The organism is Mesorhizobium shangrilense (genome assembly GCF_040537815.1).
Lineage (GTDB): Bacteria > Pseudomonadota > Alphaproteobacteria > Rhizobiales > Rhizobiaceae > Mesorhizobium > Mesorhizobium shangrilense.
The window spans coordinates 72,652-85,178 of record NZ_JBEWSZ010000007.1; the positions used below are offsets into that span (position 1 = coordinate 72,652).

12 protein-coding genes are annotated in these 12,527 nt (G+C 63.4%); 4 read left to right on the forward strand and 8 right to left on the reverse strand.

Translation table 11 applies throughout. The features are described from left to right. Positions 1–37: 37 nt before the first annotated feature. From ABVQ20_RS34670 to ABVQ20_RS34680, 3 genes are read left to right on the forward strand one after another with little or no spacing between them, the layout of a single operon-like run. Positions 38–757, forward strand: a complete 720-nt coding sequence (locus ABVQ20_RS34670) for an ABC transporter permease (protein WP_354464330.1) — start codon at positions 38–40, stop codon at positions 755–757. After that, positions 757–1,479 carry an ABC transporter permease gene (locus ABVQ20_RS34675; protein WP_354464331.1) on the forward strand — a complete coding sequence of 241 codons (723 nt, stop codon included), beginning with the start codon at positions 757–759 and terminating at the stop codon, positions 1,477–1,479. Before ABVQ20_RS34670 ends, ABVQ20_RS34675 begins: the two co-directional genes overlap by 1 nt. Beyond that, positions 1,476–2,270 carry an ABC transporter ATP-binding protein gene (locus tag ABVQ20_RS34680; protein ID WP_354464332.1) on the forward strand — a complete coding sequence of 265 codons (795 nt, stop codon included), beginning with the start codon at positions 1,476–1,478 and terminating at the stop codon, positions 2,268–2,270. The genes ABVQ20_RS34675 and ABVQ20_RS34680 overlap by 4 nt, the downstream gene beginning before the upstream one ends. Before the next feature lie 142 nt (positions 2,271–2,412). Here ABVQ20_RS34680 and ABVQ20_RS34685 read toward each other — a convergent pair whose 3' ends face one another. From ABVQ20_RS34685 to ABVQ20_RS34720, 8 genes are all read right to left on the reverse strand, one after another. Beyond that, a complete protein-coding gene (locus ABVQ20_RS34685; RefSeq protein WP_354464333.1) occupies positions 2,413–3,156 on the reverse strand; it encodes an amino acid ABC transporter ATP-binding protein in 744 nt (247 codons plus the stop codon). Next, a complete protein-coding gene (locus ABVQ20_RS34690; protein WP_354464396.1) occupies positions 3,153–4,127 on the reverse strand; it encodes an amino acid ABC transporter permease in 975 nt (324 codons plus the stop codon). Before ABVQ20_RS34690 ends, ABVQ20_RS34685 begins: the two co-directional genes overlap by 4 nt. A 53-nt stretch (positions 4,128–4,180) precedes the next feature. After that, positions 4,181–5,014 carry a transporter substrate-binding domain-containing protein gene (locus ABVQ20_RS34695; RefSeq protein WP_354464334.1) on the reverse strand — a complete coding sequence of 278 codons (834 nt, stop codon included), beginning with the start codon at positions 5,012–5,014 and terminating at the stop codon, positions 4,181–4,183. A gap of 265 nt (positions 5,015–5,279) precedes the next feature. Continuing rightward, positions 5,280–6,104, reverse strand: a complete 825-nt coding sequence (locus ABVQ20_RS34700) for an alpha/beta fold hydrolase (RefSeq protein ID WP_354464397.1) — start codon at positions 6,102–6,104, stop codon at positions 5,280–5,282. Positions 6,105–6,106: 2 nt separating this feature from the next. After that, a complete protein-coding gene (locus tag ABVQ20_RS34705) occupies positions 6,107–7,183 on the reverse strand; it encodes an LLM class flavin-dependent oxidoreductase (RefSeq protein ID WP_354464335.1) in 1,077 nt (358 codons plus the stop codon). 28 nt (positions 7,184–7,211) lie between these two features. After that, positions 7,212–8,723 (reverse strand): aldehyde dehydrogenase, encoded by a 1,512-nt coding sequence (locus ABVQ20_RS34710; protein ID WP_354464336.1) that lies wholly within the window; start codon positions 8,721–8,723, stop codon positions 7,212–7,214. Between the two features lie 22 nt (positions 8,724–8,745). Then, positions 8,746–9,723, reverse strand: a complete 978-nt coding sequence (locus ABVQ20_RS34715) for a flavin reductase family protein (protein ID WP_354464337.1) — start codon at positions 9,721–9,723, stop codon at positions 8,746–8,748. Between the two features lie 173 nt (positions 9,724–9,896). Next, positions 9,897–11,696 carry a helix-turn-helix domain-containing protein gene (locus tag ABVQ20_RS34720; RefSeq protein WP_354464338.1) on the reverse strand — a complete coding sequence of 600 codons (1,800 nt, stop codon included), beginning with the start codon at positions 11,694–11,696 and terminating at the stop codon, positions 9,897–9,899. 164 nt (positions 11,697–11,860) lie between these two features. Here ABVQ20_RS34720 and ABVQ20_RS34725 point away from each other — a divergent pair, with 164 nt between their 5' ends. Continuing rightward, positions 11,861–12,442, forward strand: a complete 582-nt coding sequence (locus ABVQ20_RS34725; protein ID WP_354464339.1) for an amino acid synthesis family protein — start codon at positions 11,861–11,863, stop codon at positions 12,440–12,442. The last annotated feature ends 85 nt before the right edge of the window (positions 12,443–12,527 follow it).

Sequence of the window (12,527 nt, forward strand, 5' to 3'; positions counted from 1 at the left end):
TACGTTCCTAACCGCAAAGTCACGCAGGTAGCTGGCCATGAATGATTTCAGGCTGACGACCGTCTTTAGCTTTGCTCCCGACGGCTGGGGTCCCGCCATGTCAGCGGCAACTGCCATGACAATCGCGGTGGCGGTGACGGGGTTCATCGCCGGGGCGATAATAGGTGCGTTCGGCGCATGGGCGAAGATATCCGGGAGCACCGTCGTCCGTGCGCTCGCTGATGGTTACACAACAGTCCTGCGCGGAATTCCCGACCTCCTGGTCATCTACCTTTTCTATTTCGGCTCCAGCGCCATCCTCACGCCGATCGGCCGGCTCTTCGGCGCCCAAGGCTTCCTAAGCCTGCCGGCCTTCTTCGCTGGCGCCATGGCGATTGCCATCGTGTCAGGCGCCTATCACACGGAAGTCTTCCGCGGCGCGTACCAAGTGGTCGCGCGCGGGGAGATCGAGGCAGCCTACGCTACGGGTATGTCGCCTGCGCTAGCCTTCCGTCGCATCATCGCGCCTCTGACACTGCGTTTCGCCGTGCCCGGACTTGCGAATATCTGGCAGCTCGTCCTGAAGGAATCGTCGCTGATCTCGGTGACGGGGCTCGTAGAAATCCTGCGTCAGGCGCAGATCGGTGCAGGTTCGACCAAGCAGCCCTTCTCCTTCTTCCTGGCGGCGGCAATCCTCTATTTGCTCATCTCTTCCGCTTCGGGATGGGCGCTGCAATACGCCGAAAGACACTTCACCCGCGGTCTCAGGAGAGGATAATGGATTTTTCCTTCCTTCTCGTTGCCTCTCAGCGGCTGCTGCCCGGCGTTCCGTTGACCCTGCAATTGATGTCCATCTCGGTGGCGCTCGGAATGGTCCTCGCCCTGATCCTGGCGCTGCTACGGCTTTCGGGCATTCGGCCGCTCGAGTGGGCTGCGAGGGCCTACATCTTCGTGTTTCGCTCGACCCCGCTGCTGGTGCAGATCTTTCTGATCTACTACGGCCTCAGCCAGTGCCCGACGCTTCGCTACAGCATGCTGTGGCCGATCCTTCGCCAACCTTACTGGTGCGCTATCATCGCGCTTGCTCTGAACACGGCCGCCTATGGCAGCGAGATAATCCGGGGCGGCCTGCAGTCCGTGCCGGAGGGCCAGATCGAGGCCGCCCGTGCCTGCGGCATGAGCCGCTTCACGGTGTTCCGACGCATCGTCCTGCCCCTTGCCATCCGCCAGGCCCTGCCTGCTTACGGCAACGAAATCATCCTGATGGTGAAGGCGACGGCGCTGGCTTCGGTGATCACCATGATGGAAATCACCGGCCTTGCGGCCAAACTGATTTCCGAAACCTACCGCGCGGTCGAGGTCTTCGTCGTCGCGGGAAGCATCTATCTGATTATCAATTATGTTATCACGCGCGTCATCCACTTCCTGGAACACAGGCTGACGCCGCATCTGAGGTCTGCTCCGAGGCCGATCGTCATCGAGAGGGAAGACGCAGTATGAGTGAAATGCAGTCGCAGCAAAGCCCTCTTGCCGGTGCGGTTCCAGCCGTTCGCATCCGCGACCTGCGGAAAGCCTACGGGGCTTTCGACGTACTGAAGGGCGTTTCACTGGACGCCTGTGATGGTGATGTCGTCTCGATCCTCGGATCCTCCGGCTCGGGCAAGTCCACGATGCTACGCTGCATCAACATGCTGGAAATCCCGACCGGAGGCGAAGTCTCCATCGGCGGCGAGATGATGCGGATGAAGCAGACGAAGTCCGGGCCGCGGCCTGCCGACCGGGCACAGGTCGACCGCCTGCGTGCCCGCATCGGCATGGTCTTTCAGAGTTTCAACCTCTGGTCGCACAAGACGATTCTGGAAAACGTCATCGAAGCCCCGGTTCACGTCCAAGGTCGCCCGCGCGCAGAGTGCGTTGAGGAGGCGAAGGAGCTTCTTGCTAAGGTAGGCATCGCGGATAAGATCAATCACTATCCGATACACCTTTCCGGTGGCCAGCAGCAGCGTGCTGCCATCGCCCGTGCGCTCGGCCAGCGCCCCCGCGTCATGCTGTTCGACGAACCGACGTCCGCGCTGGACCCCGAACTTGTCGGGGAGGTACTGAAAGTCATGCGTGCACTGGCGGAAGAAGGGCGGACCATGCTGGTGGTCACGCACGAGATGGGCTTCGCGCGAGACGTTTCGAGCAAGGTCGTCTTTCTTCATAAGGGGATCGTCGAAGAGCAAGGGCCGCCGGAGGAAGTCTTTAGCTCAAGCCGATCGGAACGTTTCCGGCAATTCTTAACGCGGTGATGAGCAATCCGCGCTTCACCGCTGTCGCCTCATCGGTTGCACATGCGAAATCAGACAAGACGTTTGGATGCCGGCTATGGGGCCGAGAGCCGACTTTCCGCTTCCCGATATTCGACTGGAAAAGCAGCCCTTTCCAAGAAGCCTAATGCTTCAAAATCTGGCTGAGGAACAACTTCGTTCGATCATGGCTCGGGTTGCCGAAAAACGCGTCGGGCGTGCCCTCCTCGACGATCTGCCCAGCGTCCATGAAGATCACCCGGTCGGCGACCGCACGCGCAAAACCCATCTCGTGCGTCACACAGACCATGGTCATGCCGTCGCGAGCCAATCCCGTCATCGTCTCTAGCACCTCGGACACCATTTCCGGATCGAGGGCGGAGGTCGGTTCGTCGAACAGCATGACAGCCGGCTTCATGCACAGGCTGCGGGCGATCGCCACGCGTTGCTGCTGGCCGCCGGACAGTTGGATGGGGAACTTGTTCGCCTGCTCGGGAATGCGGACCCGCTCGAGGAACTTCAGCGCGGTCTTGCGCGCCTCCTTTTCCGACACGCCCTTCACCCACATCGGGCCGGCCATGCAGTTCATCAGCACCGTCATGTGCGGAAACAGGTTGAAGTGCTGGAAGACCATGCCGACGTTGGAGCGCACGGCGGCGACGTTGCCCATCTTGCCATGCAGCGCAACGCCGTTGACGGTGATATCGCCCTCTTGATGCGCCTCCAGGCGATTGAAGCAGCGGATGAGCGTCGATTTGCCGGAACCCGAGGGCCCGCAGATAACGATCCGCTCGCCCTTGTGGACGGTCAGGTTAATGTCCTTCAGCGCGTGGAACTGGCCGTACCATTTGGAAACGGCCTTGGCTTCAATGATGGCCGGAGCGCTCATCGCACCTTGCTCCTGTGGTAGTGCCGTTCGATCCGCGACTGAACCAGTTCGAGGCAGATCGACAACATCCAGTAGATCATGGCTGCCGAAATCAGCATCTCCATGTGCTGGAAGGTCTTCTGGCCGAGGGTGCGCGCTAGGAACATCAGCTCCCAAACGCCAATGACCGAGACCAGCGAGGAATCCTTCAGCATCGAGATGAACTGGTTGCCCGTCGGCGGAATGATGACCGGCAGCGCCTGCGGCAGGATGATCCGGCGCATGGTCAGCGCGAAGCCGAAGCCCATGGAGCGCGACGCCTCCCATTGGCCGTGATCGATGCTCTGTATGCCGGAGCGGAAGATCTCGGTCATGTAGGCGCCGTAGCAGAGCGAAAGCGCCAGGATGCCAGCAGGCACGGCATTGATGACGAAGCCGAGTTGCGGCAGGCCGAGATAGATCAGGTAGACCTGCATGAGCAGCGGAAGGCCGCGGAAGAAGGAGGTGTAGAAGCTGGCGATGGCGTAGGCGAAGCCATTGCTGGAAAGCTTGGCGACCGCGCCGGCGACCGCGATGACGGAAGCGATGACAATCGAGATCGCCGAAACGTAGAGCGTGGTGACAACGCCCTGGCTGATCAGAAACGGCAGCTTCTCCCTGATGAAGGGCAGGCTGAGATGGAAGGTCTCGAAGAAGGCAATGAACAGCAGCAGCAGTTCGAGCCAGACGATGCCGATCTGGAACTTGAGCGGCGCGAAACCGATCAGCACGACGTTCAAGGTGAAGATCACCGCGATGGCGAAGGCAATGGCAAAGCGGCCGTAAAGGCCGCTCACCGACGGTTCGCCGATCACCGGACGCATCAGTTCGGCAAAGCTGGTGCCCGACATGTTGAAAGCCATGAAGAGAAGCAGAACGACGCCGAACATCGTCGCCACGAACCAGGGTTTGTGGACAAGGATTTCGGCTTCGACGGTATCCGGATAAAGCATCTTGAGCACCGGCTGTTCGGCGACCTGCCGGGGCAGGCCGCCTTTTTGAGGGGCTAGTTTGTTTTCGAATAATCCTGCCCGTACCATTTTTCGGAAAGCTTGCTCAGCGTGCCGTCCTCCTTCATTGCTTTCACGGCGTCGGCGATCTTGGCGCAGAGTTCGGGATCGCCGCGTTCGATGGCGACCGCCAGCGGCTCGTAGAAGACCGGATCGCCCAGCTGCTTGATCGGGTAACCGGCCTTCTCGGCATCGAGGATCGACGGCAGCGAAGAGACCACCGCATCCAGGCGCACGCCGTCGCCGAGGCGAAGGTCGTCAAAGGCGGTCGTCGAATTCTCGTAGGAGTGGACCTCCTTCGGGTTGAGCTTGTACTCGAATGGCGGCGCGCCGGCGGCATCGAGTGTCAGATCCTTCTTGGCATAGGCCTCGAAGGTGGAGGTGCTGGTGGCGCCGACCACCTTGCCGTCGAGGTCCGCCGGCGTCTTGGCCTTGCTGTCCTTGTGCACGGCAACGGCCGCCGGTGTGTAATAGTAGACCGCCGGAAAATCGAAGATCTCGGCGCGCTTCTTGGTCGGCGTCATCGAGCCGGCATGCATGTCCCAGCGCCCTGCCCAATGGCCGGCGGTGATGATGTCCCAGCCGGGCGTGATGAACTCGACCTTGACGCCGAGGTGCTTGCCGATCGCTTTGGCGACGTCGACATCGAAGCCGTCCAGCTCGTTGCTGGCATTCACGAAGGACTGCGGCGCCCAGTTGGCATCGGTCGCCACCTTGAGGGTGCCGGCCGCCATCACGCGGTCGAGCACCGCGCCTGCGTGAGCAGGATATGCGCCGAGCGCAAGCGCCACCGCGGCCATCGTCACGTGTCGTCTGTTCCAGATTGTCATGTGCGTATTCCCCTGTTGTTGTTCAGTCCCTTGCGGTCACGATGGTTCAGCCGGTCGTGACTTCGCAATTTCGTGCCGACCAGGTCGGCGTCCTCTCCCAAAGGCTCGCGGATTTAGCGACCTCGCGGCCGGTCCGGTCTTCCGATGCCGCGGAGGATGTTTGCCGTCGCCATTCCCCCGATCACAGGGAAGGGGCCGGCCTGATGCCGGCAAAGTGTCGTGTGAAGCTTGGGGCCGGCGTCGCTCTCCTGCCTCGCGAAGGTTGCTATCCATGGGCCGCCGCCCTCTTGCCACCTTGACCCAACAGAAAAACGTCCATCACCGCGGCAATCCGAGCCGGCGCCTCGATCAGGATCGAATGGCGAAGTCCGGGCAGGATGGCGAGTTGCGACCCTTGCACCTGTTCGTGCATCAGCCGTGCCATGCGCGGGCTGGAACCCTGGTCGTCCTCGCCGGTCACAATCAGCGTCGGGCAGGTGATGCGGTCGAGAACGCCGCCGAAATCGGTTTCGGCCAGAACGCGATAGGCGGCCGCATAGCAGTCGCGGTCGTTTTCAGCGTCACGCCGGCGCAACTCGGCGATGACCTCCGGGTTGCTGTCCTGAAAATCCTCCGTCAGCCAGCGCGACAGCGAGGCGGCATGATGCGCCGAAGCGTCACTCGCCATCAGCGCCGCCAGCCGGCCACGCACCGCGTGCCGTTCCTCGGGCGTGCGGCCGGCAACCGTCGACAGCAGCACCAGTTTCTGCAGGCGCTCGGCATGCGTCAGCGCCAGGCGCTGCGCGATCAGGCCACCCAGCGAAAACCCCGCCAGATGGAAGGTGGCAAACCCCACATGGTCGGCCAGCGCCAGCGTCTCCTTGACGAAATCGTCGATCTCGTAGCGGCCCTTGACCCGGCTGGAGCGGCCATGACCGCGCAGGTCGAAGGTGAGGACCGCGAAGCGATCTTTCAGTTGGCCCGCCACGCCATTCCAGGCTTCGAGATAGGAGCCGACACCATGGATGCAGACCAGCGGCACGCCGCCCTCACCCTCAAGGCGCCAGTTGAGCAGCACACCCTCGACATCGAGCTGGCCGGAGCGCGCCATGGTCACGCCCTCGCCGCCTGTCGCGCCCTGTCGCGCTCCCGGGCCGCAAAAACCGGCATCACCTCGTCGACCCACAGCTTGATCGTCTTCTTCTGCAGCTCGAATGGCAGGTTGAACGTCAGGCCGAGGCAATATTGGTCGACGCCCGCCGCTTCATAGTCGAGCAGCTTCTCGATCACCTCGTCGGGCGTGCCGAACATCAGGTTGCGGCGGATGTTTTCCGGATTGTAGTTGTCCTTGCCCTTGACGCTCTCGTAGGGGACGGCTTCGGGAAAGCCGTTTTGCACGGTGCCGATGTTCTGGAACAGGTTCTCGAAGGCGCGGCCGTAGTCGATGGCATGCCCGACCGCGATCTCCCAGTCCTGCGCCCGTTCGTAGACGCAGGTGCGCCGCTGCATCATCAGGCGCGGGCGCAGCACCTCCGGATGATCGGCGACGGCCTTGCGGAATTTCTCGCCGAGCACGGCGATCTCGGCCGCCGGCGCCGACAAGGGCGTCGACAGGATCGAAGCGCCGATGCCCACCGCCCAGTCGAAGGTGCCGGGATCACGCGCGGCCACCCAGATCGGCGGATGCGGCTTCTGCAGTGGCTTCGGCACGCCGGCGGCGAGCGGGAACTTCCAGTAATCGCCGTCATGGGCATAATCCTGCGCCCACAGCTTCTTCACCGCCGGCACCAGCTCCTTCAGATAGGCAACGCCTTCCTGCTGTGGCATGCCGCCGGCCATGCGGTCGAACTCGTATTGGTACGAACCGCGCGCGATGCCGAACTCCAGCCGACCGCCGGTCAGGTGATCGCAAAGTGCCGCCTCCCCCGCCAGCCGGATCGGGCTCCAGTAGGGCGCGACCAGCGTCGAGGTGCCGAGCCGGATCTGCTCGGTATGCTGGGCAAGCCAGGTCAGCGTCATCAGCGGGTTGGGCGAGATCGTGCATTCGATCGTGTGATGCTCCGCCGTCCACAGCGTCTCGAAGCCACCCTCATCGGCCAGGCGCGCCAGGTCGAGCAGATTGCTCTTCACCTTTGCCATCGGCATGTCGGGCGAGAAGCGTTCCATGGTCAGCGAAACGGCGAATTTCATGTCGGTCTCCCGGTCGTTGCGTCGTTGGTCAGCGAAGGCGGATGATGAAGGGGTCATGCATGGCGCCGGAGTAGTCGATGACGACGTTCTTCAGGCGCGAGAACTCCTCCATGGCGTCGAAGCCGCCGCGCCGCCCGTAGCCGCTCTCCTTGAAGCCGCCATTGGCGGACATGAAGGAGGAAGCGCGGTAGGTATTGACCCAGACCGTGCCGGCCTCGACATTCCTGGCGAAGCGCAGCGCGCGGTTGATGTCCCGCGTCCAGATACCGGAGGCCAGCCCATAGCGTGTGTCGTTGGCGAGCTGGATCATCTCGTCTTCCGAAGAGAACGGCATGACGCCGACAACGGGCCCGAACAGTTCCTCTTGCATGAAGTCCATGCCGTTATCGGCATCGGTCATCACGGTCGGCTCGAAATACCAGCCTCCGGCAAGCTCGGCCGCCTGCGGCCGCCTGCCGCCGGCAGCGATGCTCGCGCCCTGGCGCACGCCCGAGGCGACATAGGTTTCCACCTTGGCAAGCTGCGCCGACAGCGCCAGCGGACCGATGTCGGTTTCCTCCAGCGTCGGCGATCCGACCCGCACGCGCCTCGTGCGCTCGACCAGCGCCTCGACGAAGCGATCGTAGACGCTGGCCTCGACGAAACAGCGCGAACCGGCGACGCAGGTCTGCCCCGCCGCCGCGAACACACCGGACACGACGCCGTTGACGGCATGGTCGATGTCGACATCGCCGAAGACGACATGCGGCGACTTGCCGCCGAGCTCCATCGAGCAGGGAATGAGGTTTTCCGCCGCATTGGCGGCAATGCGGCGTCCCGTCACCGTCGAACCGGTGAAGACGAATTTGGCGATACCAGGGTGGCGCGTCAGCGCGTCCCCCGCCACGGCACCGGTGCCGGTGACGACATTGACGACGCCGGCGGGAAAGCCGGCTTCCATGATCAGCTCGGCCAGAGCGAGCGTCGAGGCCGTGGCATGCTCGGACGGCTTGACGACCACAGTGTTGCCGAGCGCCAGGCATGGCGCCAGCGTGCCGGTGAGCAGCATCAGCGGCGAGTTCCACGGCGTGATCATGCCGACGACGCCGATCGGCTCGCGCAGGTTGAAGTTGAGCATGTCGAGCTTGTTGACGGGAATCGTGTCGCCGAGCAGCTTGTCGGCCATCCCGGCGAAATAGGTGTAGCTGTCGGGCATGGCGCGCATCTGCGCCCGCATTTCCTTGAGCAGCTTGCCATTGTCGCGTGTCTCGATCAGCGCCAGCTCGTCGGCGTGCTCCAGCACAAGTTCCGCCAGCCGGCGAACGAGCTTACCCCGGTCGGTCTGGGTCATGCGCCGCCAAGCTGGATTTGCGAAAGCGGAACGCGCGGCCTCGACAGCCGCGCCGACATCCTCGGCATCGGCCTCGGCGAACTGGTACCAGGGCTTGCCGGTGGTCGGGTCGAAACTGTCGATGTACTGCCCGCCTTTCGGGGCCACGAACGCACCGTTGATGAACAGGTTCTGGCGTGAGCCTTCGAGCGATCCGACCGTCGTTTTCATGCTGTCTGTCCTGCGTGGAACATCATTCGGACGCGGCCTGCGTCCACGATTGCGACTGGCCGTCGATCATGGCGACGCGGCCGCCGTCACCGGTGTCGATGTAGATGCCGAAGCGCTTGTCCTGGCGCTCGCGCGCATAGCGGCGCAGCATGGCGCGCAATTCATGCGTGGCGATCCGCTCATAGGGCAGCGCGTCGACGGAAAAGAAGGCGTGGCCATCCGGCAGCGCGGCCTGCGCGCTCTCACGGCTCAGTTCGGCGCGGTAGATCAGATAGCCCGGGTCGCTGTCGGCGACGTCGAACACCGAATAGAGGAAGGTGTTTTCAGGGACGAGGCTAAGCGCCTCGCCGCCATCGAGGACGAGCTGGCTGTCGGCCTTGCGGCGCCGCGCCGTCGGCAGCACCCAGCCTCCCTTGCCATCGCTGCGCAAAAGGATGCGGTTTCCGGCTTCGACCAGATAGCCGATGATCATGTCCTGCGAGGCCAGCCAGCCGGCGGGCAGCGGATCCTTCACGCTGGCGTAACGGCCGCGGCAAAATCCGAGCGGCGCCGATGGGCTGGTGCCGAAAGCCTGGACCTGGCCGATCAGGATGATGTGGTCGCCGGCCTCGATGCGGTTGTGAACGGTGCAGTCGAACCATGTCAGGCTGTCGGTCAGGATCGGCGCGCCGGTGTGGGCGCGGTCATGGTTGACCGACTGGAATTTGTCCGCCGCTTTGGACGCGAACACCGAAGAAATTTCGACCTGGCCTTCATGCAGGAAATTGACCGCGAAGGACCGTGTTTCGTTGAAGGCGGGAAAGCTCGCCGCCGCCTTGCCGACGCAGACCAGGAGCAATGGCGGGTCAAGCGAGACCGAGGTGAAGGAGTTGGCGGTCATGCCGCGCGGATTGCCGTCGCAATCGCGCGTGGTGATGACGGTGACGCCGGTGACGAAGGTGCCGAAGGCACGACGCAAGGCGATCGGATCGATCGTCCTTTGTGCCACCGCGTCCGCCATTGCTTTCCTCCATAGTGTCGGATGAAAGCTAGGCAGGAGCCGGCCGGCGTTCTTCCTCCGGTCTGTAGGAAAGATGGCGCAGCGTGCTGCTGTTATCCCGAGCAAGCGCGAGCGCGGCGAACCTGAGCTTGCGGCGGCTCGCATCGCAACAGTGGTGGCGAGGTCAGGAGAGTCTAGCGGGCTGCCGGCACGCGGCTGTCGATGATGCCGCTGAGACGGATCGCCAGTTCAACCGCGAAGCGCTGTTCGGGCGTGTCGAGACGGATCCCGAAGAGTTCCTCGATGCGCGACAGGCGATAGCGCAAGGTGGTGACATGCAGGCCGATTGCGTCGGCGCAGGCCTGGCTGCGGCAGCCCTCGCGCAGATAGGCAAACAGCGTGTCCAGATAGGGCGTGCCGTGCTCGCGGTCATGCGCGATCAGGGCGCCGATACTGTCCTCGACAAAGCCGCGCACGTCGGGAGCGTCGGCGGCGGCGACCAATATCGGCAGCGGGCCGAAATCCTGGCCGGCGAAGACACCGGTGCGCCCGAAGGAACGGCCGATCCGGATCATGCGGCGGCACCGCTCCCAGGCGATGGGATAATCTCCCAGCGCGGCACAGGCCTCGGAAAGCACGACCACCGGTTCGCGTTCGAAATAGCGGCCGAGCTCGGCCGCGATCCTGTGCGGCAATTTCGCGAAGCGCGCGCCGTCCTGCCCGGCATCGGCAGGAACCAGGCAGACAAGCCCATCTTCCACCGCGATTGCCGTGCCGGCAATGCCGGCCTGCTGCAGGAGACGCATGAGCGCATGATGCGGATCGGCAAGGCCGATAGCACCGTCCTTCGCCTGCTCGGCGAGGTCGACGACGATCATCTTCTGCGCAACGCTCAAGTCGAGCCCCAGCCGGCGGGCGCGATTGACGATATCGGCCTCGTCGCGCCAGCGGCGCTCCGCCACCTCCAGGAAAAGCTCGGTTAGCGAACGCGTTTCGAAACGGAAGCGCACGAAGCTGCGCATCATCTGCACGCTGAGCGCGAATTTGGTGCTGTCGAGCAGCATCTGGTCGAGCTGGCCCGATGCCTGCGGCGTCGGGAAAATCATCAGCGCGCCAACCACTTCGGCGTCGATGGTGAGCGGCTCGATGCGCACCGAAAGCTTGAGCTGTCGCTTGCCGTCATCGACAAACAGCGTCTCGGTGTGGCGCCCGTCGGACGCGCTACGCGCTATCTTGAAGATCTGCCGGCTCAGCGTTCCACTCACCGCCTGCTGCCAGGAGGCGATGTCGAAATGCGCCTCGCTCGGGGAACGGCCGGCGACGACTAGATTGGCATGGAAATCGATCACCACCACCGGATTGGGCAGAAGCTCGCTGACCTTTTCGGCGAGCGAGACCACGGACCCGTCCGACAAGGCCTGCTGCAAAAGCGAGGTGTGCGCCGAAAGCGCGCGTTGCAGGCGTTCGCCAGCCTGCTTCTCCTGGCGCAGCCGATGCTGCTTCTCGACCGCGATCTCGCCCAGATGCACGATCATGCCGATGAAGGCGATATCCTCCGCCGTCACTTCGGTGATCTCGCGCGAGACGACGGTCAGCACCATCGGCCGGCCGTCTTCGTCGACGCAGTTCATCGGCATAACCAGCACGCTGCGGTAGTCGCGCTCGAAGGCCTCGCGGCGATAGCCCGGGAATTCCTCTGACACCCGCGCGTCCCTGATATAGACCGGTTCATTGCGGTTGAGCGCGACGATCGAGGGACTGGTGGCCAGTTCCCAGCGGTCCGGCAGCGTGCGGTGAATGAGCGTCGGATCGTGGCGCACGATGACATAGGCGTGGCCATGCGGTGCATCGATGCCCATGATCGAGCCCAACGTCCATTTGGCATGACGGCAGGCCGCCAGCACGAGGTCGCGCAGCACGGACTGGAGATCGCCGCCCGAATTGATGAGGCTGGCGGCGTCCCGCAAGGAGAGAATTTGCGACTCGTGGTCCACGCCTGATCTTCCGCCACTCGCGAAGGGCGAATTTAAGCCGTCGCGGATATACGAACGCTACACCGCTTCCAAGCGGGGCGCACGCCGATTCTTCCTACGAACCGGAGGAATACCCGCCGATTGGCGCTCACTAGATTTGAGCTTCCACGTGGAGAGGCCAAATCATGGAATTGCGAAAAGTCTGTACCTTCATCGAGGAAGTCCACCTTGAAGGCGGCAGGGCGGCCGCCAGGCCGGTGACATCGATCGTCGTCGCCGCCGTCTTGGGCAATCCATGGGCCGGGCGCGGCTTTGTCGAGGATTTGCGGCCGGAGATTGTCGCCATCGCACCCCGGCTCGGGCAGGAACTCACGCGCCGCCTGATTGGGCTGATGCCGGCGGAACGCATCGAAAGCTACGGCAAGGCCGCCGCCGTCGGAACCGCCGGCGAGATCGAGCATGCCTCCGCCATGATCCACACGCTGCGCTTCGGCAATGTTTTCCGCGACGCCGTCGGCGGCACGACCTATCTCGAATTCTGCAACACCCGCAACGCGCCGGGCGCGCTGCTGTCATTGCCGATGATGCACAAGAGCGAGAACGGTCGCCGCTCGCATTTCATCACTGCCAACTTCCAGATCGCCGATGGACCGGCCGCCGACGAAATCGTCGTAGCCATCGGCGCGGCGGATGGCGGCCGCCTCCATCCGCGGATCGCGGATCGTTTTCAGGACATGAAGGAGATGGAGCAGGAAGCAGCGATGTGATGCTTGCGCTGCATCCCCTGCGCTGTCGTCGATGATGTCCGCTTTCGAGAATCGGCGCAGCTGACCTCAACGGCGGACATTGGGC

Excerpts from the sequence above, each read along its gene's own strand:
- ABVQ20_RS34680 (WP_354464332.1), top strand. The coding sequence starts at position 1,476 with ATGAGTGAAATGCAGTCGCAGCAAAGCCCTCTTGCCGGTGCGGTTCCA.
- ABVQ20_RS34690 (WP_354464396.1), bottom strand. The coding sequence starts at position 4,127 with ATGCTTTATCCGGATACCGTCGAAGCCGAAATCCTTGTCCACAAACCC.
- ABVQ20_RS34685 (WP_354464333.1), bottom strand. The coding sequence starts at position 3,156 with ATGAGCGCTCCGGCCATCATTGAAGCCAAGGCCGTTTCCAAATGGTAC.
- ABVQ20_RS34715 (WP_354464337.1), bottom strand. The coding sequence starts at position 9,723 with ATGGCGGACGCGGTGGCACAAAGGACGATCGATCCGATCGCCTTGCGT.
- ABVQ20_RS34670 (WP_354464330.1), top strand. The coding sequence starts at position 38 with ATGAATGATTTCAGGCTGACGACCGTCTTTAGCTTTGCTCCCGACGGC.
- ABVQ20_RS34710 (WP_354464336.1), bottom strand. The coding sequence starts at position 8,723 with ATGAAAACGACGGTCGGATCGCTCGAAGGCTCACGCCAGAACCTGTTC.
- ABVQ20_RS34725 (WP_354464339.1), top strand. The coding sequence starts at position 11,861 with ATGGAATTGCGAAAAGTCTGTACCTTCATCGAGGAAGTCCACCTTGAA.
- ABVQ20_RS34675 (WP_354464331.1), top strand. The coding sequence starts at position 757 with ATGGATTTTTCCTTCCTTCTCGTTGCCTCTCAGCGGCTGCTGCCCGGC.
- ABVQ20_RS34700 (WP_354464397.1), bottom strand. The coding sequence starts at position 6,104 with ATGGCGCGCTCCGGCCAGCTCGATGTCGAGGGTGTGCTGCTCAACTGG.
- ABVQ20_RS34695 (WP_354464334.1), bottom strand. The coding sequence starts at position 5,014 with ATGACAATCTGGAACAGACGACACGTGACGATGGCCGCGGTGGCGCTT.
- ABVQ20_RS34705 (WP_354464335.1), bottom strand. The coding sequence starts at position 7,183 with ATGAAATTCGCCGTTTCGCTGACCATGGAACGCTTCTCGCCCGACATG.